The 17,706-nt window shown below is 47.5% G+C and carries 19 protein-coding genes; 10 read left to right on the forward strand and 9 right to left on the reverse strand.

Features of this window, described 5'->3' with window-relative positions:
- Window positions 1-118 precede the first annotated feature (118 nt).
- The 4 genes from NEPTK9_RS03845 to NEPTK9_RS03860 are packed head-to-tail and all read left to right on the forward strand — an operon-like array spanning window position 119 to window position 6,676.
- Complete coding sequence (locus tag NEPTK9_RS03845) at window positions 119-2,014, forward strand: LTA synthase family protein (protein ID WP_194847512.1); 1,896 nt, start codon at window positions 119-121, stop codon at window positions 2,012-2,014.
- 4 nt (window positions 2,015-2,018) lie between these two features.
- On the forward strand, window positions 2,019-3,374 hold the full coding sequence (locus NEPTK9_RS03850; RefSeq protein WP_194847513.1) for a sodium-dependent transporter: 1,356 nt from the start codon (window positions 2,019-2,021) through the stop codon (window positions 3,372-3,374).
- Window positions 3,374-5,770: a sulfatase-like hydrolase/transferase gene (locus tag NEPTK9_RS03855; RefSeq protein ID WP_194847514.1), complete on the forward strand. Its 2,397-nt coding sequence runs from the start codon at window positions 3,374-3,376 to the stop codon at window positions 5,768-5,770. The genes NEPTK9_RS03850 and NEPTK9_RS03855 overlap by 1 nt, the downstream gene beginning before the upstream one ends.
- 24 nt (window positions 5,771-5,794) lie before the next feature.
- Entirely contained in the window at window positions 5,795-6,676 is an 882-nt protein-coding gene (locus NEPTK9_RS03860) for a hypothetical protein (protein WP_194847515.1), read from the forward strand.
- A 60-nt stretch (window positions 6,677-6,736) separates the two neighbouring features.
- On the opposite strand, the gene NEPTK9_RS09640 is transcribed toward NEPTK9_RS03860, so the two are convergent.
- Both NEPTK9_RS09640 and NEPTK9_RS03875 read right to left on the reverse strand, forming a co-directional pair.
- Window positions 6,737-7,135 carry a PspC domain-containing protein gene (locus NEPTK9_RS09640; protein WP_228547014.1) on the reverse strand — a complete coding sequence of 133 codons (399 nt, stop codon included), beginning with the start codon at window positions 7,133-7,135 and terminating at the stop codon, window positions 6,737-6,739.
- A gap of 24 nt (window positions 7,136-7,159) precedes the next feature.
- Window positions 7,160-7,978: an RluA family pseudouridine synthase gene (locus tag NEPTK9_RS03875; protein WP_194847516.1), complete on the reverse strand. Its 819-nt coding sequence runs from the start codon at window positions 7,976-7,978 to the stop codon at window positions 7,160-7,162.
- A 62-nt stretch (window positions 7,979-8,040) separates the two neighbouring features.
- Here NEPTK9_RS03875 and NEPTK9_RS03880 point away from each other — a divergent pair, with 62 nt between their 5' ends.
- The 4 genes from NEPTK9_RS03880 to NEPTK9_RS03895 all read left to right on the forward strand — a co-directional run bounded on the left by NEPTK9_RS03880 (window position 8,041) and on the right by NEPTK9_RS03895 (window position 10,573).
- The gene (locus tag NEPTK9_RS03880; RefSeq protein ID WP_194847517.1) at window positions 8,041-8,373 is read left to right on the forward strand and encodes an Hsp20 family protein; all 333 of its coding nucleotides are present in this window, start codon (window positions 8,041-8,043) and stop codon (window positions 8,371-8,373) included.
- A gap of 135 nt (window positions 8,374-8,508) precedes the next feature.
- Entirely contained in the window at window positions 8,509-9,039 is a 531-nt protein-coding gene (locus NEPTK9_RS03885) for a type 1 glutamine amidotransferase domain-containing protein (RefSeq protein ID WP_194847518.1), read from the forward strand.
- Window positions 9,036-9,536, forward strand: coding sequence for an acyloxyacyl hydrolase (locus tag NEPTK9_RS03890; protein WP_194847519.1), 501 nt, complete (start codon window positions 9,036-9,038; stop codon window positions 9,534-9,536). The genes NEPTK9_RS03885 and NEPTK9_RS03890 overlap by 4 nt, the downstream gene beginning before the upstream one ends.
- A gap of 74 nt (window positions 9,537-9,610) precedes the next feature.
- Window positions 9,611-10,573, forward strand: a complete 963-nt coding sequence (locus NEPTK9_RS03895; RefSeq protein ID WP_194847520.1) for a YheT family hydrolase — start codon at window positions 9,611-9,613, stop codon at window positions 10,571-10,573.
- 538 nt (window positions 10,574-11,111) lie between these two features.
- On the opposite strand, the gene NEPTK9_RS03900 is transcribed toward NEPTK9_RS03895, so the two are convergent.
- The 5 genes from NEPTK9_RS03900 to NEPTK9_RS03920 form a co-directional block, all read right to left on the reverse strand.
- Entirely contained in the window at window positions 11,112-11,435 is a 324-nt protein-coding gene (locus tag NEPTK9_RS03900) for a glutaredoxin family protein (RefSeq protein WP_228547015.1), read from the reverse strand.
- Window positions 11,432-12,499: a hypothetical protein gene (locus NEPTK9_RS03905; RefSeq protein ID WP_194847521.1), complete on the reverse strand. Its 1,068-nt coding sequence runs from the start codon at window positions 12,497-12,499 to the stop codon at window positions 11,432-11,434. Before NEPTK9_RS03905 ends, NEPTK9_RS03900 begins: the two co-directional genes overlap by 4 nt.
- Before the next feature lie 193 nt (window positions 12,500-12,692).
- Window positions 12,693-12,965, reverse strand: a complete 273-nt coding sequence (locus tag NEPTK9_RS03910; RefSeq protein ID WP_194847522.1) for a hypothetical protein — start codon at window positions 12,963-12,965, stop codon at window positions 12,693-12,695.
- Window positions 12,962-13,564, reverse strand: coding sequence for a hypothetical protein (locus NEPTK9_RS03915; protein WP_194847523.1), 603 nt, complete (start codon window positions 13,562-13,564; stop codon window positions 12,962-12,964). Before NEPTK9_RS03915 ends, NEPTK9_RS03910 begins: the two co-directional genes overlap by 4 nt.
- Window positions 13,561-14,139 carry a hypothetical protein gene (locus NEPTK9_RS03920; RefSeq protein WP_194847524.1) on the reverse strand — a complete coding sequence of 193 codons (579 nt, stop codon included), beginning with the start codon at window positions 14,137-14,139 and terminating at the stop codon, window positions 13,561-13,563. Before NEPTK9_RS03920 ends, NEPTK9_RS03915 begins: the two co-directional genes overlap by 4 nt.
- A 126-nt stretch (window positions 14,140-14,265) precedes the next feature.
- On the opposite strand from NEPTK9_RS03920, the gene NEPTK9_RS03925 reads away from it, so the two are divergent.
- Window positions 14,266-14,967, forward strand: a complete 702-nt coding sequence (locus tag NEPTK9_RS03925; protein ID WP_194847525.1) for a hypothetical protein — start codon at window positions 14,266-14,268, stop codon at window positions 14,965-14,967.
- Window positions 14,968-15,023: 56 nt separating this feature from the next.
- On the opposite strand, the gene NEPTK9_RS03930 is transcribed toward NEPTK9_RS03925, so the two are convergent.
- Window positions 15,024-15,599: a hypothetical protein gene (locus NEPTK9_RS03930; RefSeq protein WP_194847526.1), complete on the reverse strand. Its 576-nt coding sequence runs from the start codon at window positions 15,597-15,599 to the stop codon at window positions 15,024-15,026.
- Window positions 15,600-15,874: 275 nt separating this feature from the next.
- Entirely contained in the window at window positions 15,875-16,291 is a 417-nt protein-coding gene (locus NEPTK9_RS03935; protein WP_194847527.1) for a hypothetical protein, read from the reverse strand.
- A 162-nt stretch (window positions 16,292-16,453) separates the two neighbouring features.
- Here NEPTK9_RS03935 and NEPTK9_RS03940 point away from each other — a divergent pair.
- Window positions 16,454-17,706 (forward strand): coiled-coil domain-containing protein (locus NEPTK9_RS03940; protein WP_194847528.1); only part of this gene is annotated, 1,253 nt, incomplete at its 3' end.

The raw sequence follows: 17,706 nt of genomic DNA on the forward strand, positions 1-17,706 counted from the left end.
TTTATAACAAGAGTTATTTGACTTTTCCTTATAGAGAGGGTACCCTTTACCCATGGCGGCGGCACTTGTATTCCTTTTTTTAATGGCACTTCCCTCTCTTTTTGTGAGGGTTACGATTTTGCACAGGAACTTACCTGCACGCCCCTCCCTCTTTTTCTCCTATCTCACCGGCGCCTGCCAAGATTTTTTTATCGCTTTTCAACAGCTTTTTATCCTTGTATTGATGGTGAAGGTTCTTCCCTTTGCCCAAGGGGCCCTGTTTTGGATTCTTGTGACCCTATCCTCCCTTCTTCAACTTCATCTGATTTTTGATGCTGTTCTCCACCGGAAAACAGCCATTCGGATGGAGGTCTCTTTCCTCTCCCTTTTTAACGATGCCCGCTGCTTTTGGGACTCGGCAAAGGAAAAGAAGATCTGGCGGTTTATCCCCGGAGCTCTTCTCTTTTTGTCCTTTCCCCTCTTCACCTATTGGCACTCTTGGGAGAGCTTGAGGACTCTTTCTTTGAAAGGGGAGTGGCTCCTTTTCGGCCTTCTTTTGGGAGTCGTGGGAGTTGCAGGCCACTTTTTCCTCCCAAAGAAGCTCTCTTATGGGACCGATCATATCGTCTTTCAACATGAGATGTGGTATCTTAAAAAGCTGATCCGCTTCATCAAGAGGAAGAGTGATCGGACCGATTTAGGCTACCTTGCCCGCTCCCATTTTCAAAGCCATAATGAAAAGAAAACCGCTCCCTCATCGGAGTACCCTCTCTTTAAATATACCCAAGGGTTCACAGGCGATAAGGCTTTTAACATCCGCGTCGATGAAGGGGAGTCGCCCCATGTGATCTTCTTATTTCTAGAGTCTTTTCGGGCAAAAAATGTGGGCACTCTTGGCGCTGAAAAAGGGGTGACCCCTCACTTTGATCGGCTAGCAAAGGAGGGGATCCTCTTCACCGACTTTTATGCCAACTCGGTTCGCACCTCCCGCTCTGTTGTCTCCTCCCTTTTTGGGGTTCCTTCCGATGTGGACGCTTCGGAGCAGGCTGCTCGGACAGAAGCGCCCTTTATCGGGATTCCGCAGCTGATGCATGAAGGGAGGTACCAAACAAGTTATCTCCACAATGGAACGGTCGAGTTCGAAAACCAAGACGCTTTCTTTGAGCTCCATGGCTACGATGCGATCCACGGGAAGGAAGAGATGATGCGGGCCTTTCCTGAGGCGCCTGTTTCGAGCTGGGGTCTTCCCGATGAATACCTGATGCACTACACCGCAGACTTTTTAGAAAAGCATAAGGATCATCCCCAGTTTCTCACCCTCTTTTCGATCACCAACCACCACCCCTGGAACCTGCCGGAGCACTATAAGCCTCCGACGCTCCCTCCAGAGATCTCCCGCACCTATAAAAAATACCTCAGCACCTTCCACTATACCGATGCGTGCTTGGGCCTTCTTATCGAGCTTCTCAAAGAAAAGGGGCTCCTTCAAAACACCCTTCTCTTCATCTTAGGTGACCATGGCTACCCGATGGGAGAGCATGGAAACTTTGTGGAGCAGCGCTACCTCTATGAGGAAAACATCCGGGTTCCCTTGCTGATCTACGGCGAGGGGCGGATCATCGAGCCCAAGCGGATCACCGCTCCCGGGAGCCAGCTCGACCTTGTTCCGACCCTGATGGACCTCCTCGATCTCCATGGGTTTAACATCTCGATTGGAAGTTCTCTGATACGAGAAAGTGAGGGGCGCCCCATCTTCTTCCACAACCCTTATGTCTTTAAAAACTTTGGGTGCCGCGCTGGAAAATATAAGTTCATCTATACCCGGATTTCCCAAGAGATCGAGCTCTACGATCTTGAAAAGGATCCCGAGGAAAAGGAAAATATTGCGCCCCAAAATCCGCAACTTGCGCAGGAGTTTCTCCAAAGTGTTAAAGACTACGAGCGCCTCTTCCACCGCCTCTACTCAGAGAAGCGAATTGTGCCCGAAGACGCTCCGATTTTCACTGGTCTATATCAGGAATCTCTGGTAACATAAGTGGATGAAACGGGAACAGTGGAAGTCACGTCTTGGATTTATATGGGCGGCGGTAGGCTCAGCGATTGGGCTGGGGAGCATCTGGCGCTTCCCCTATGTGATGGGGGAGAATGGGGGAGCGACCTTTGTTTTTCTCTACTTGATCTGTCTTCTGGTTGTCGGGTTTCCTGTCTTGGTTTCAGAAATTTTAATTGGGCGCAAAGCGCAACTTAACCCTTCAGGTTCCTTCAAGCAAATTGGGCGTCACCGGGGATGGCAAGGAGCGGGAAAGATGACCATCTTCACCGGCTTTTTGGTCAGCTCCTTTTATGCGACAGTCGCTGGATGGGCGCTCGGCTATTTGGTCCAGGCGGTTTTGGGCAAGCTCTCCGGCTTAAACTCAAGCGGTGCGGCAACGGCCCACTTCAAAGCCTTTACCGCTTCTCCTCTTTGGGGAGTGGGTGTACTGATTGCCTTTTTATCGTTGGCCTTTTTGATCCTCTATACGGGGGTGCGCAAAGGGATCGAAGCGGGCAATAAGATCATGATGCCCCTTCTCTTTTTTGTTTTACTTTTCCTCGCAGTGCGGGGGCTCATGATGCCAGGGGGAGAGGCGGGTCTTGCCTTTGTCTTTAAGCCCGACTGGTCGGAGGTGACCCCTCTGGCAATCCTCCTTGCCCTGGGACAGGCCTTCTTTTCTTTAAGCTTGGGACAGGGGACGATGGTCACCTATGGGAGCTACTTAGGCAAAAAGGAAAATATTCCGGGAACCTGTGTGCCGATCACCCTGTTTGGGATCATTGTCTCGATGCTCGCGGGAATTGCCATTTTTACGATCGTCTTTTCTGCCGGCCTGTCTCCGGCATCGGGGGAGAGCTTGATGTTTGAAACGTTGCCGATCGTCTTTTCCCAGATCTCGGGAGGCTACTTGATGAGTATCCTCTTTTTCCTCCTCCTTGTTTTAGCGGCGCTCACCTCTCAGATCTCGGCGATGGAGCCGCTGATTGCTTACCTGATCGACGCAAAAAAATGGAAGCGCCACCGCGCAGCTTCCTTTACAGGGGGAGCCGTTTTTCTTGTGGCCCTTCCGTGCACCTTGTCGTTTGGGCCGTGGAGCGGGTTTACCATTTTTGGGATGAATTTTTTCAATCTTCTTCTCTATGTGTCCCTGAATATCTTGATTCCTCTTGGGGGGCTGTGTGCTGCCTTGCTTGTGGGGTGGCGGTGGACCTTTAAGCGGGCCTTCCCCCATCTTCAAGAGGGGGCAGAGGGGCTCTTTGGGAGTTATCCTTCTCTAAAGTGGTACTTTGAGATCAGTATCAGATATCTTGCCCCTCTCATGGTTGTCATTATTATGCTTGATGCGTTAGGTATATTTTAATGCTGAGTCTTTTATTCGCTCGCCTCTTTATCAGGCGGGACTTTAGTATCCTGGGGATCTTACAGGAACTGGGAGCTGCGATGCAGCTTGCCCTTGTCCCTTGGCTGGCTCCTGCCCTAGAGCTTTTGGTTTTATATGACGCCTATATCGATAAGAAGATGGGATTTCGCTTGGGAAGCGGCTCTTTTCCTCTCCTTTTTCAGCTCGGGGAGTTTAAGGACTCGGCCAAAGCGATCGGAATCTTCCGTGTCCTCCCTCTTTTTTTAGGGGTGACGGCTCTCTCCCTTTTTTTTCATCCCTTCACCCCTTGGCTTCTTGTTTTGGGACTTGTTCCAGCTCAAAAAGAGAGTCTTATCCTCATATGGGAAAAGGAGCTTTTCCAAAAGCTCTTCAAACCTAAAAAGAAAAACTTTCTTCCCTTCATCAAACGGGAACTTCTTTCTAAAAATGAGATTTCAAGTGCCCCCTCAATTGACTACCCCCTTCTTCGTTATACGGCCGGCTTTAAGGGGGAGCGCACGTTTAATATTAGGCTAGAACCCGGGGAAAAACCCCATGTGATTTTCCTCTTTTTTGAGTCGCTCCGCGCCAAAGATTTTCGGGAAGAGGTGACCCCGAACCTCTGCGCGTTGGCAAAGAAGAGTCATGTTTTTTCTAACTTCTATTCGAACTCGGTTTTGACTTTCCGCGCTTTTTATACCGCGCTCTATGGCCTCCCGTACTCGCTCGGGACAAAGACAGGGCTTGAGCTCAACCTCCCCACTGTGGGCCTTCCAGAGCTGTTTCATGAGCGGGGCTATGAGACCAACTTTTTTACTGGCGCTTCTTGGTCTCTGGGTGGGGTGGATCATTTTTTAAAGAGAAGGGCAGTCACACGGGTGATTGATAAAAAGGATTTTTCCAGCGAAGCGCTTGGAAGCTCCTGGGGGATTGAGGATGGATATCTTTTGAACGGTGTGGCAGACCACTTGGAAAGACACCAAGAGGTCCCTCAGTTCTATACCTTGTTCACGATTACCTCTCATCACCCATGGCAGGTTCCTAAGAGTTATAAGGGGCCAAATTTTGAAGAGGTAGGGGGAGAGTATTATCCCCAATATCTCCAGACGCTCCACTACACCGATGGATGTGTGGGTCACTTTATTGGGGAGCTAAAACGGCGGGGGGTTTTGAAAAACACCCTCCTTTTTATTATGGGAGACCATGGGATGGTGGTCGAAGATGGCGCTTACGAGTACAATCGGGGCAACCGGAAGGAAAACTTCCATGTCCCCTTACTGATCTATGGGGAGGGGAAGATCGAAACCCCACAAAAAAGCGATGTACTGGCTTCTCAGTGCGACCTCCTTCCGACGGTCATGGACCTTTTCGGGTGGCAAGGGTACCAGCATGGAATCGGGCGCTCCCTTCTCCGCAAAGAAAGAGAGCCTCGGATTTTTTATCATAACCCTAGCTACTTGGAGGCGGACCTCTGCACACGCAAAGAAGATGAAGTGCTCGAGGGGAAAGCCCCTGTTTTAGATGCATTCCGGGAGATGATAGGAGGGCTCTATCGGGGTAAGCGACTCGCTCCCCCCTCTTTTGATAAAAAAGATCCTCCTCTAGCACTTATGTTTACCGCCTACGATGATCAGAAAATCGATGATGCCATACTTTCTAAGGTAAGCCCGGAGGTGACCACCTTTCACCTAACAAACTCCTATCGAGTCACCGACGCAGGGATGGAGACCTTATTAAAGCGGTGCCCAGCCCTTATCGAGATCAATGTGTCGGGGTGTCTTCTTTTAACGGACAAATGGCTCTATGCTCTTCCCCAAACCCTCCATGAGCTCAATGTATCAGGATTTGACTTAGAAACACTCGATGCCCCGATCAAAGGACTCCACACCCTTAACATCCAAGAAACACCGATCAAATCGCTCAAAAAATTGCCGAAGCTCTTTCCCTATCTTTCTTGTCTGTACCTCTCTTATACCCACCTTACTGCCGAAGGAATTCGGGAAGTGATCGATGCCCTTCCTCTTTCAAAACTTGACCTCGTTGACTGCGAGGGGCTCACAGATGAAGAAGCGTTCACCCTTTTTGCTCCCCACCCCACTCTCCGTTTTCTTAAATTGACGAATTGCGCGCAGCTTACCGATCACCTTTTCACACAAATCGAAGAGACATCTCTTAGACACCTTCGCTTAACCTCGGTTCCCCATCTCACCAACCGAGGGCTAGAGGCTCTTCTCAAGCTCCCTCTCGATGTCCTCAGGGTGAGTGGATGCCCTAACCTGACAGCAGAAAGTCCCGCTATCGTCCACAAGTATGCCGATGCGTTTGTCGATCTCTCGGTTCATCAATATGTGATGACAGCTCAAAAAAAAATGGCGGGAAAAAAAGAGAGTGTTTAACATAGGTGAAAACTCGAGTTAAAAATGCTACGTTACCTCCTTCTCTTAATGGCGATGACTGTTTTGGGATTTTCCCAAAACAAGGCCGAAGATTTGCGCATTTTGCAACTCCTCCCTGATATTGCCCATCCCCCCTTAGTCAACCCCTGCATTCCCCAAGATTTCACCTTAGGGATGAAGGAAGGAGGTTATTACTGGGGAACCAAGAGCAATACTGCAGATTACTTTGCCGATACGAGCACCCTTAAAGGGTGTCTGATCCGCGCCCAAATTTCGACCAAGGTCGCTCAGCTCGGCTTTGACCGCTTTTCTTGCGATGCCAACACTCACGACCTGGCGGCTGCCGGCTTTACCGGGATCAAAATGCAGCGAGGGAAGTGGGGGATTTTCCCCTATCGGGAGCTCCATGCTAAAGGGCCGAAAGGGCGCCACTACTACCAGATGTGGGTGGGGCTCAACACCGAAGAGGGGACCACCCTTTGCTTCCAGTTTATCTACCCCGAGTATCTGAACGAGCCAACCCAAAACCAAAAAAGCATCTGGAGAGACTTTGTCAGCAAAACAGCTTTTTTAAGCATGAAAGATCTTCTGATTGCCCGAGGGGTTTTTCCCGATATGGAGCAAATCTCCTTTTCAGCCTTTAAACGGCGGTGTGACCAAAAGTTCTTCATCCAAATGGAAGGAGAGGTTTCTCATCTCAAAGTTGTGGGGGTGGCGGAGACTCCCTTTAATCTCGCTCTTCCTCTAGTGGAGATCGAGTCGCTCGTTACCTGCGCCGGCCATGAACCAAGTTCTGAAAAGGTTCAGATTCCCTACAACGTCGTTGATCACTTCCCCTTCGAGATAAAGATGCTCTCTCCCACTTCCTTCCAGGAAGGAGACAACTACCTACTATTTATCCCTTAATGGGGTAGATTGATGGTCATTTAACCCTACTTAAATTACATGCACGTAATTTGAGTAGGGTTAAAGAGGTTTTTCGGGGATGATCACGGCGCCAACGATGTAGGCGATGATCACGGGAAAAAAGCCGGTAAGGACCATAGCGACAAGGGCTACGATCCGGACGATCGTCGGGTCGATCGAAAGAGCCTCGGCAACGCCCGCGCAGATCCCAGCAATCTTCCTCCCTTCTAACGAGCGGTAGAGCCGCTTGCAGTCATACTGGATGTAGTTCGTAGGGCCAAGCGGCATCAGGATCCATGCAATAAAATAGGCAATTAGAAGGGGTAAGACCCCCGTAAAAATGCAGAGGAAAACAAGGAGGAGGCGGATCACCGTCGCGTCCATTCCGAGGAAGTGTCCCAGGCCGCCACAGACCCCTCCAATTTTCTTGTCCCACCGATCTCTATATAACCGTCTCATACGCTTATTATCCCTAAAGCACCTTTAAAAGGGAACAGGGGATTCGAAGTGCATTGATTTTCCCGTGATGGGATGGGTAAATGCGAGGCAGCAGGCATGTAGGTGGAGGCGGTGACTACCGGTATCTCCATACTTTTGGTCTCCTAGGATGGGAAAGGTGGCCGCAAGCGCTTGGGCGCGGATCTGGTTCTTCTTCCCCGTCTCGAGGGTAAACTCGATCGCAGTTGTTTTTCCCCGAGTCTCAAGGACCTTATAGTGGGTGATCGCCATGTCTCCCTTTGGGTGGGGGCGGACGAAGTAATTTTGATCTTCTTTCAGACGACACTTCCAGGTTCCCTCTCCCTCGAGACGCCCACGGACGATTGCCCGGTACTGCCTATGGATCGAGTGAGCGTGGAACTGCTCTTTCAGCTTTTCCCACGCCTCTTCGGTCAGTGCCATGACCATCACCCCCGAGGTTTCCCGATCAAGGCGGTGGACGGGGAAAGCCCGTCGGTAGTGCTTTTTCATCACCCCATGGACCGTATTTTCACTGTCGAACGCAGCAGCAACACTTAAAACCCCTTCGGGTTTATTGACCACAACGAGGTCACGATCCTCATAGAGCACCTCGATATCTAGATCGAGGAACTTTTGCTTTTCCTTAAGGGTAATCGTTGCCCCTTCTCCGATCGTTTCATTGGGGAGCTTGATCTTTTTTCCATCGACGAAGATGCGCCCATTTTTCACCCACTTGCGCAGGGTCGAGCGGGAGCTCTCGGGAAATTCTAAGACAAGGCGTTCTAAAAGTAATTGCTTTCCTTCCATGGGGAGAAATATAGCAGAAAACAGAACTTTTGACAAGAAATCTCTCCAGAAAATAAAGTACGGCAAGAGGAGCCAGGATAATATTAAAGAAAAAATTTGTGAACTTCTCTTGTTCTTCGGAAGAAGATCTTTCCATAGCCTCCGACGAGCCTGGCTTGAGTGTCTATGAAGAGGGGAAGAGCTTTGTTGTGGAGGCGGCCCTTCCTGGGATTAGCGCCGATGCGATAGAGGTGACCCAGGCCGATACCTACCTCCTCATCGAGGGGGAGCGAAAAGAAGAGGAAAAAGAGCGGAAATATTACCGTCGCGCCACCGAGGATTTTTCCTACCGGGTCCCCCTCTCCAAAAAGGTCGATATGGACGAAGAGCCTGAGGTGACTTTTGAAGAGGGGATGATGCGGATCATCTTTCAGACAAAGGGGAAAAAATGACAAAAGTTAGCAGTGTTTGGAAGTTATTTTTGATGCAAGTTGTGCCCAGATTTTTAGTTCAGTTTGCGTTCTCAAAATTGAGAACATTGTCCAGAAGACAAGGCGAAATTTTTAGAAGGCAAAGAGGATAAAAAGATGGGTCAAAAGGTATCAAAAATAGCTTCCAAACGCTGCCTGGTTCTTGTTCACGATATTTTTGAAGACTCAGAGCTTCTCTATCCGGTGATTCGGATGCAAGAAGAGGGGATCGAGGTGGTCATTGCAGGAGAGGAAAAGAGGACCTATCTCGGCAAGCATGGCTACCCCTCCAAAAGCGCGATCACTTTTAAAGAGATGGAAGCGGGGGAGTTTGATGGCGTTTTCATTCCAGGAGGATTTTCTCCCGATAAGCTCCGGCGGGTTCCCGAAGTCCTTAAACTCGTTCAAGAAATGGACCAGGCCGAGAAAATGATCGCCTTTATCTGTCATGGAGGGTGGGTGCCCATCTCCGCAAAGATCCTCAAGGGGCGGGCGGCAACAGGAACTGTGGCGATTAAGGATGATCTCGAAAACGCAGGGGCGATTTGGAAGGATGAACCCGTTGTGATCGATGGGAATCTCATCAGCTCCCGCACCCCTAAAGACCTTCCCCCCTTTGGAAAAGCAATCGTTGAGGCACTCACTTGATCCGAAAAACTCTCCTCCTCCTCTTTGTTCCTTTGTTCCTCATGGCTCAAGACAAGCCTCCCATAGAAGAGCCGAAGCTCCTCAATGTAGGGATGGGGGTTTTTAACATTGTGAGGAATACAAAGAGCCTCCTCTTCCAGGTCGAATACCGCTCGGACTACGCTTTTTATAGGAATTCACGTCTTTTTTTCCGTCCCCTGGTTGGGGTGATGGCAACCACCACAGGCTCAGCCTATTTTTATGGGGGGATCGCCTTTGATATTTTTCTCTTTCCCCAGCTCGTCTTTACCCCGAGCTTTGCCCCAGGGATCTACATCAAGGGGGGAGGGATGGAGCTAGGTCTCCCTCTCGAGTTCCGCTCTTCTGCAGAGCTCTCTTACCGGTTCAAAAAAAGGTCCCGTTTTGGGGCGATGTTCTACCACATTTCGAATGCTAGTCTTGGGTTCAGAAACCCTGGCACTGAGTGCCTTGTATTCTTCTACTCAATTCCTCTTTGATAAAAAAACTCCCCCCATTTTAAAATAAATATAGGGGACCGTTACTTGTGACTACTATCTAAGGGGGGAAACGTATGGGGAAGCAGCCTTCATTTAGGCCATTTCCGCTATTTACAGGGCGGCATGCTCAGACGATCACAGCATCTTTTTTACCATTTACCCGCCGCTTACCATCGATTACCCGTTTTGTCCATCTTCCTGATGGAGAAAGGATTGCAATGGAGGTGAGCACTCCCAAAGGGTGGAAAGAAAGTGATCCTACCGTGGTGATGATCCATGGTCTTTGTGGGTGTCACCGCTCTTCTTACCTTGTGCGGATGACCCGTAAGCTTTATCGCCAAGGGATCCGCGCCATTCGGGTGAACCTTAGAGGGTGTGGAAGTGGAAAAGAGTATGGGAAAAAGCTCTACCATGCCGATGCAAGCGAAGACATGTATCTCACCCTTAAGGAAATTCAGCGGGATGCACCTCACTCTCCCGTGACGGTGGTTGGTTTTTCTCTTGGGGGGAACATTATCCTCAAGATGGCAGGAGAATATGAGGAAAAGATCGAAAGTCTTGTCACTAAGATTATTGCGGTTAACCCTCCCCTTGATCTAGGTTCCAGCATTGCGCACCTTAGCAAAAACCGGTTCTACGAACGTTACTTTATGAGCGCTCTTCGAGAGGAGGTTACCTTTCGTCATGAGACCTTTGAGGCTTTGCCTCCGATTCGGATTTCTCCCGAGATGACCCTTCTTGAGTTTGACGAGCTTTATATTGCTCCACAGTCGGGGCAAGAAAATGCTGCGGAGTACTATCAGGCTTGTAGTTCGGGGCGGCTCATTCATAAAATCACCGTTCCCTGCCACCTTCTTTTTGCCCGTGATGATCCCATTGTTGATTGCCATGTTTTAGAAGGGATCGATCTTCCCGAGCAGATTGAGGTTCTCATTACCGAGAAGGGGGGACATCTTGGGTATCTAGGGATGCCAGGGAAAGAGGGAGGTTTTCACTGGATGGATGGGCTCCTTCTTCGCTGGATTTCTCAGCATTAATATAGTGGTTTATTTCCTTTAAAAATAATTAAAGCTTCCAAAGAGCCATATATAGATCCGTCGGGGCTACGCCCCCGCTGCCCCTTGAGCTTCAATCTGGCAAGCCAAATCGACCTTCCTCGGGGGCCCGGGTTACAACCCTGTGCGGGCCCCTCGTTCAGATCGATTTTGCACAGCCATCTTGAAGCCGCGGACAGCTCACCGCGTTCGTTCTGGCGCCCTCCGGGCTTGAACTCACGTCAGTTCACTGGGGAAGAAAAAAGAAAAAAACTCTCCTGCGAAGGGACAGCCCTCAATCGTCAGGTTGGAAAGGGCTGCTCTGAGCAGTCCGCGGCTTCAAGGCGAACCTGTAAAATTGGCATGAAGAAGGGGCTTGCCTAGGGCTTCGCCCAGACCCCCGACTGAAGGTCCGATTTGACTGTTCGCTTGAAGCTCAAGGGGCAGCGGGGGCGTAGCCCCGACGGATCTATATATGGGTCTTTAGAGTTTTCAGTTGGCCTATAGGGAATATCTTAATAGAGCACAAACCATTACAGCATTAATATTTATCTTGGTTTGCCTTGAGCCAGTTGATGATATCGCGCGACTCATAGAGGGGCTTGCCGTTGATAAAAAGGCAGGGAACCTGCCTTTTTCCTCCAACGCGGATCAGCTCAGCAGCAGCCTGTTTATCCTTTCCAATATCTTTTTGAGGGATCGTTTTGCCGATGCTTTGGAGGTAGCGCGTTACCCGCTGACAATAGGGGCAACTGGGACGCATGTAAAGAACAAGCTCAGGCTTTTCCACACACTTTAGCTGGGTTACTGTTCGCTCTTCACAGTAAGCGGGCTGAATAATAGCAGGGTCTATATCGTACATCATTGTGTAAATAGGAATTTTAACCCAAATTCATATATAATGGAAGAGGTTTGTGATTGAAGCTTCGAATAAAAAGCGCGAGAGGAGGAGCTGTTTTCTTTTTCGAGGTCCACCTCATGGAGATACCCCCTTGCAGCGGCAAAAAGGAGCATCTCATGAGCCCGGATCGGAGAGAGGGGCTTTTCAAGAGAAATTTCATAGATATCACCAAAGAGGATTCCCAATTTAGAGACGAGATCGCCGCGGCAGACGAACCCTTTGAAAAGAGGTTTTTCCTTCAAGGCATCCCACTCCTTAGCGAGCTCCTCAGAGACGCCTGGAAAGTTAAATGCATAGGAGCACTCGTGGGGCCGTTGGCTGATCAGTGGGGCTTCATGGATCACTGTGTAGGCAGCGACGATTCCCCCTAAACTATGCCCCATCACCCGTCCCTTTTCTTGTCCTGCAGAGAGCCACTGATGGATCTCATTTTGCCCCCTTTCAAAAAGGGTCCAGCCGGGCCCTTTGGGATCGAGATCGCTAATGATGGACGCCCGCCCCCCTTCGCTTACAAGAGAGAAATCGGTTCCCCGAAAAAGGAGGGTCGGCGCCCCCTCTCTTCTGTCACATCGGATAAGGCCAAAGGCGCGCACCTCACGCCATAGATCAAAAACCCGATCAACCCGATAGGTTGCCATCTCCATGCACCCATCTTTTCCCATGATGGGAAGGGGAATTTCATACCCCTCTTTGAGGTTGCGGTAGGCCATTGCTTTTGCTAGGACCTCACAGATGGCCCACTCACACATCACAGAGCTGTCGACCGTTTGGTAGATTTCTTTAAGGACGGCGCTCACCTTTTCAACATCTTCAAAAGAAGAGGTGACCTGGCAGATGATTCCCTTAGAGGCCTGCCACTTCCGGTAGCTCTCTGCAAATTGGGCAAGTCCTTCTGAGGGGTTCTCATAAATATGGGGATCTTTAGCCCCCCTTACCTCATAGCAGCGGGAGCCATACTTAAAAAGCCACGAGAGAAAAATCTCCCAATACTTGAAGGTCTGGGCTGAAAGAGAGCGATCTGCATCCATATCCTTACGATAAGAATCGGAACTCTATAGGTCAATCTTTAGTTTTAGACAGGGTTAACGCATTAAGATAGACTGTTTAAGTCCCTCATAGGGGAAATTTCTTTGTTGCCCTCCTTCAAGAGCCCGCTTTGGGGCTCTTTGCATCGGGCGCCTTGAACTTTCCTCCTATGAGAAACTTCTCCAGTTATCTTAATCACTTAGCCCTATCTTTTTTATTCAGGAACTTTTGGACATACTCGTTTGTTTTTTTCCAACAAGCAGTTGTAAAGCCACCTGTCCAGAAAAAGCCCGCTGCTCCTATTGTTAAGACAACAAAACTGCGGAGTCGAGTCCGCTTCAGCCACTTGGTTTTTAAGACTTTATAGGCCACAGCGGTTGTAAGGATAGAAAAGCCCCCTCTGATCAAGCAGCTATCAAAGAAGGTTGCTATAGTGTCCTTAGGAGTAGTAGTTTTACGATTTATCACTTTTCTTCCTTTAGGGTAGCATGCAGGTATAGAATGGTTCGCTTGGCTTCATAGCTTGCTAGGATATTTGGACAACTCGAAAAAACACAAGAGCACCAGTTATCATTCATCCCAACGAGGATGGAGTCTCCTTTCCGCCACTCTTCGAGCATCGAGAGGTCTGATAGTTCGATTTCCCAGCGGGTTTGCTTCCCTTGTCCGTTGATGAGGACCACTTCTCCCTCGTCACTATTTATCTCAACGATGCGGTTCGTTTCAGGGTGACCAATAAGAGGGGCTTGGGTAAAGTCAGCTTGGACATACTCTCCCCCGCGGCTGAGGTTTGTTATAAAGAATTCTCCCTTTGCAAATGGGTAGGGATTAGAGCTAAAGCTGAGCCTATCATGGACCGACCAGTTGTCAACAACGGTATAGAGATCGGCGGCAACCACCCGAAACTGGGCCCTATTTTCAATTTCAACAATGCCTGAAGAGGTGATAACAGCAATCCGGTGCTCTCCCACCTCAAGAGTTCCTCCAGAAGTGTTGGGGAAGGAAACTTGGGCTGCAGATGCCAGGGTCATGAGCGAAAGGAGCAGTAGGGTGAGATATTTTTTCATAGAGACTCTCCGAGTTTGATTCTGATGTAACCGGTTTCATTTTTGTCACAGTTCAGCATAATGTAGCGGCAATTGGTGACAAATTGCCGATACCAGACATCATTTTTTCCAATCGTGATCCGGTCTCCCTTTTCCCATTCTTGGATGAGGGAAAGGTCTTTTTCTTCCACCTTCCATTCCTGCTTTTCTCCTCCTGCCCGTGAGATCACAATCTCTCCATAGTAGGGGTCGATGTGGAAAATGGTCCAGGTATACTCATCACTCTTGTCGGGAGCTGCGTGGAAGTCGACATGAACAAGCTCATCTTTGGTGCAGTTTTCGATGTAGTATTCAGAGCCTCCGAAGTAAGCTGTGTTGGGGATAAGGACGAGGGTATCGCCATGCTCCCACTCTTCATAGACTCGCTCCGCATCATCGGGGAGGGTTTTAAAACAGGTTCCATCTTCAAAAGCGATGATCCCCGTCCATCCCTTGCCACGAAGGACATGCTGTTCTGGGTTGAGATAAATGTCCTCTTGTCCAAAAAGAGCCATTCCTAAAGAGATAAAAACCAAAAATGCCAATCTATAGATCATAGTCCTATCTACCGCTAGTTAACGAAATCAAGATTCTACAAGATAAAGAAATTTTTAAGAAACAAAATTCTGCATATGCAGAATAAAAAATTTACACAAAGCAGCTAGCCAAGCATAGTGGGTCTTATGGAAAAGATCACCTCAACCAACGTCACCTTTGTCGGCTTTGGCTACTTTTTTCAGCGTCCCCACCTTTGGGTGGCCCCCCTTTTTGCCGCTCTTTTTTCCTTTATCATCTTGATTGTCGTCTTTGTCCTAACGACCTACTTTAGCTGGCCTGAAGGGACGACCAATTGGCTGAGCTATACCTGGGGAGTCTTTAAGTCCTTTGGGTATGCCTCGCTGACCATTATTATTTTGTGGGTTTCGGTTTTTCCGATCATCTTGAACTTTGCTTTCGAAAACATGATTGGGAAGATCCTTCATGACAAGCAGGTTCCCATTAAAGGGGAGGGGACTTTTCAAGCTGCCGTGTCGACGGTTCAGGTCCTCTTTAGAACCTTAGGGTGGCGCCTTTTCTGGCCCCTTGTGACCCTCATTGCTCTTTTCTTTTTCGGCCCCCTTGCCATCTTCCTTGCTCAGGTGGGGATGGGCCACATCGCTTTCATCGATGCGGCCGACCTTTCCTTGATGATCCAAGGGCAGCCCGCCCGTGAGCGGATCGGAGGGCTAAAGGCCCGCACTATGCCCCTCCTCACTGCCGGCTTTATCGCCGGCATCCTCAGTATGGTCCTGACCACCACCATCATCGGGTGGCTCTTCTGGCTCCCTAGCGTTTACGCTGGCGCTGCTCTTTGGACTCAGAGTTGGTCATCATCTGATTTTTAGATTTAATGGAAGGAGCGGCCTCAGTTTTAAGGTTACAGAGCTCTACATTATAATCTTCAGAAGCCACCAGAGGTATTAAAGCCATCATTATCGCTGTCTGCAGCAAAGGAAGAGGCATCATTGAAAGAGCTATTATAGCTAAAGGTATCGTTTTGATCGACCGAAGACTCATTGAGTAGCAAAGAGGAATTAATTAAAGAACTAGGGCTTCCAACAGGAGTTGGAGGTCTTTTATTAAGGCTACTTGTTAAGTTGATTTTTATAGAACCTGAGTTCAGGTTAGTTTTATCAGCCTTGGTTGGCGATAGGCACTCTGAGCTTTTACTAAAAGTACTTGATAAATTTATGGGGCTTAAGTTGAGGTTGAGGTGACTGTTATTGCTTAACTGTTTATTTGGTGGGGGAGTTGAGGTTATATTGGCTAGAGATGTGTTTTTTGATTCATCTTCGGAAGAGACGTTTATTATAATATTGGTTCCTATTTCCGAAGTGTTTTTAGTTATCTCGTCGTCGCTAAAATCATTTAGGATCGATACACCGGAGTAAGAAGAAGGTTTAGCTCGGCACTCAATGCCAAAAAAAGAGAATAGCCAATTAAGTAATCCCCCACTGTTATTATTTACACTGCTCATTTTACATCCTTTTTTAAAGTTAGACGGCCATCAATTTATGGTCATATCAATTTGTAGTGCCCCAATTCTAAGCTAATATTTAGATAAATGTAAAGTGTTTTTCTAGAAGTTGCTACAATGGTTTATCTTTTCTCGACTGGCTTCGTGTTCGATCTCCACACTTTGCCAGCCGAAAAAAACTCAACCAATCTATCCTTAATTTTAAGGTTGACAGAGCACTAAGCATTGAATCAATGATGAAGCGGGAACAGCCCCTATAAGACAATAGTCATGCATTAGAATCCCTCATCGGAATCATAGTTAAGATTTTTACTAGAACTTTTTGCAAACGCATCAAACACAAGGGAAGGGTCGCTAAAGGAGCTGTCTAGCCCATTATTAATCAAACCACTACTTGCTGAAGTTTTTAGATGTTGTTGAGGAGAGTTTAGTAAAAACTTGGTATCTTTTTGCTTGGTTTTTTCATCTACCTTTGGGGTATCTTTTCGAAAAAGCTGCTGGTCAGCAGTTTTTAAGGGAGTCGAACTTAAGTTTGCTGTTTTTTCATTTATCTGAGATTTTTCAGCTTGATTTACCCCTGAATAACTTGCATTTTTTTTGCTTGAATCTTTTAGCTGTTCATACTCGCCACTATTTGTATTTGCACAGCATTGAAATAGAAAAGAAAAACATCCTGTTTCATTTACGCTCATTTTGCACCTCCTTTTTTAGGTGAATCTGCAATAGTAATTCATTATAGACTAATACACATAGCGAATAAATTGCAAAACTTACGAAAAGATGGTGACATTTAATTTTTGGTTATGTTAGAAGCTTTAGTCAAATAAACCCCGCTTTACCCAAGGTGTCGAGTTATGTCTAAAGTTTCTACACAAAACGTTCCCTATATTAGGAAACTTATCACTGAAAAAGACTCATTAAGTGGTCGCTGGATTTGTGGCATTATAGATCAAACAAATAGCAAAAGTTCGAGCTTAGCAGGCTTGACATCCCGAATATCAGCATTCTTAAGCCCTTTTATTTTTTCAATCGATGCGATTTATGTCATATCAGTGAAACTGTCTTGGCATGTTATAACTCTTGACCTTGGGGCGCTTTCAGGTGATCTAGAGCATCTAGCAAGACTGGTCGTAACCATTGCTACCTTGCCCATTATTCATTTTGCAAGCATCATTAACCCTCATATCTACAACTCATGCCCTCAGTCTTTGCAGAGAAAAACTGGCAAGAAAAACTATAAAAAGGAATCACTTAAAAAGAACAATAATAAAGCCCCTTTTGCAGTTTTAAACGTCTCTTTAAAAAACAAAATTACACTCAAAAACAAAAAGATTGAAGAGCTTAAAGGGCAGCATGAACAGAATTTACAGAAGCTAAATAACCAGCACCAAAACATGCTGCAGCAAAAAGAAACCTTAAGCAAAGAAGCACTGGAAAACCAAGAGAAAAACTACAAGCAGCAGATAGAGCAGCTTAATAAACGTCATCAGGAAACACTTTCTCAAAGCAAAGATGAAGTAGTTGCTAACCTAAATAAGGAGCTTAAAGAGCTTAAACGACAGCATAAACAGAAGTTACAGAAGCTAAATAACCAGCACCAAAACATGCTGCAGCAAAAAGAAACCTTAAGCAAAGAAACGCTAGAAAACCAAGAGAAAAACTACAAGCAGCAGATAGAGCAGCTTAATAAACGTCATCAGGAAACACTTTCTCAAAGCAAAGATGAAGCAGTTGCTAACCTAAATAAGGAGCTTAAAGAGCTTAGACGACAGCATAAACAGAAGTTACAGAAGCTAAATAACCAGCACCAAAACATGCTGCAGCAAAAAGAAACCTTAAGCAAAGAAACGCTAGAAAACCAAGAGAAAAACTACAAGCAGCAGATAGAGCAGCTTAATAAACGTCATCAGGAAACACTTTCTCAAAGCAAAGATGAAGCAGTTGCTAACCTAAATAAGGAGCTTAAAGAGCTTAGACGACAGCATAAACAGAAGTTACAGAAGCTAAATAACCAGCACCAAAACATGCTGCAGCAAAAAGAAACCTTAAGCAAAGAAACGCTAGAAAACCAAGAGAAAAACTACAAGCAACAGATAGAGCAGCTTAA

It is taken from the genome of Candidatus Neptunochlamydia vexilliferae (assembly GCF_015356785.1).
Classification (GTDB): domain Bacteria; phylum Chlamydiota; class Chlamydiia; order Chlamydiales; family Simkaniaceae; genus Neptunichlamydia; species Neptunichlamydia vexilliferae.

Bases quoted from the DNA above. Each gene is read 5' to 3' on its own strand.
- NEPTK9_RS03850 (WP_194847513.1), top strand. From the start codon at position 2,019: ATGAAACGGGAACAGTGGAAGTCACGTCTTGGATTTATATGGGCGGCG.
- NEPTK9_RS03855 (WP_194847514.1), top strand. From the start codon at position 3,374: ATGCTGAGTCTTTTATTCGCTCGCCTCTTTATCAGGCGGGACTTTAGT.
- NEPTK9_RS03860 (WP_194847515.1), top strand. From the start codon at position 5,795: ATGCTACGTTACCTCCTTCTCTTAATGGCGATGACTGTTTTGGGATTT.
- NEPTK9_RS09640 (WP_228547014.1), bottom strand. From the start codon at position 7,135: ATGAGACGGTTATATAGAGATCGGTGGGACAAGAAAATTGGAGGGGTC.
- NEPTK9_RS03885 (WP_194847518.1), top strand. From the start codon at position 8,509: ATGGGTCAAAAGGTATCAAAAATAGCTTCCAAACGCTGCCTGGTTCTT.
- NEPTK9_RS03895 (WP_194847520.1), top strand. From the start codon at position 9,611: ATGGGGAAGCAGCCTTCATTTAGGCCATTTCCGCTATTTACAGGGCGG.
- NEPTK9_RS03900 (WP_228547015.1), bottom strand. From the start codon at position 11,435: ATGATGTACGATATAGACCCTGCTATTATTCAGCCCGCTTACTGTGAA.
- NEPTK9_RS03905 (WP_194847521.1), bottom strand. From the start codon at position 12,499: ATGGATGCAGATCGCTCTCTTTCAGCCCAGACCTTCAAGTATTGGGAG.
- NEPTK9_RS03915 (WP_194847523.1), bottom strand. From the start codon at position 13,564: ATGAAAAAATATCTCACCCTACTGCTCCTTTCGCTCATGACCCTGGCA.
- NEPTK9_RS03920 (WP_194847524.1), bottom strand. From the start codon at position 14,139: ATGATCTATAGATTGGCATTTTTGGTTTTTATCTCTTTAGGAATGGCT.
- NEPTK9_RS03925 (WP_194847525.1), top strand. From the start codon at position 14,266: ATGGAAAAGATCACCTCAACCAACGTCACCTTTGTCGGCTTTGGCTAC.
- NEPTK9_RS03930 (WP_194847526.1), bottom strand. From the start codon at position 15,599: ATGAGCAGTGTAAATAATAACAGTGGGGGATTACTTAATTGGCTATTC.
- NEPTK9_RS03935 (WP_194847527.1), bottom strand. From the start codon at position 16,291: ATGAGCGTAAATGAAACAGGATGTTTTTCTTTTCTATTTCAATGCTGT.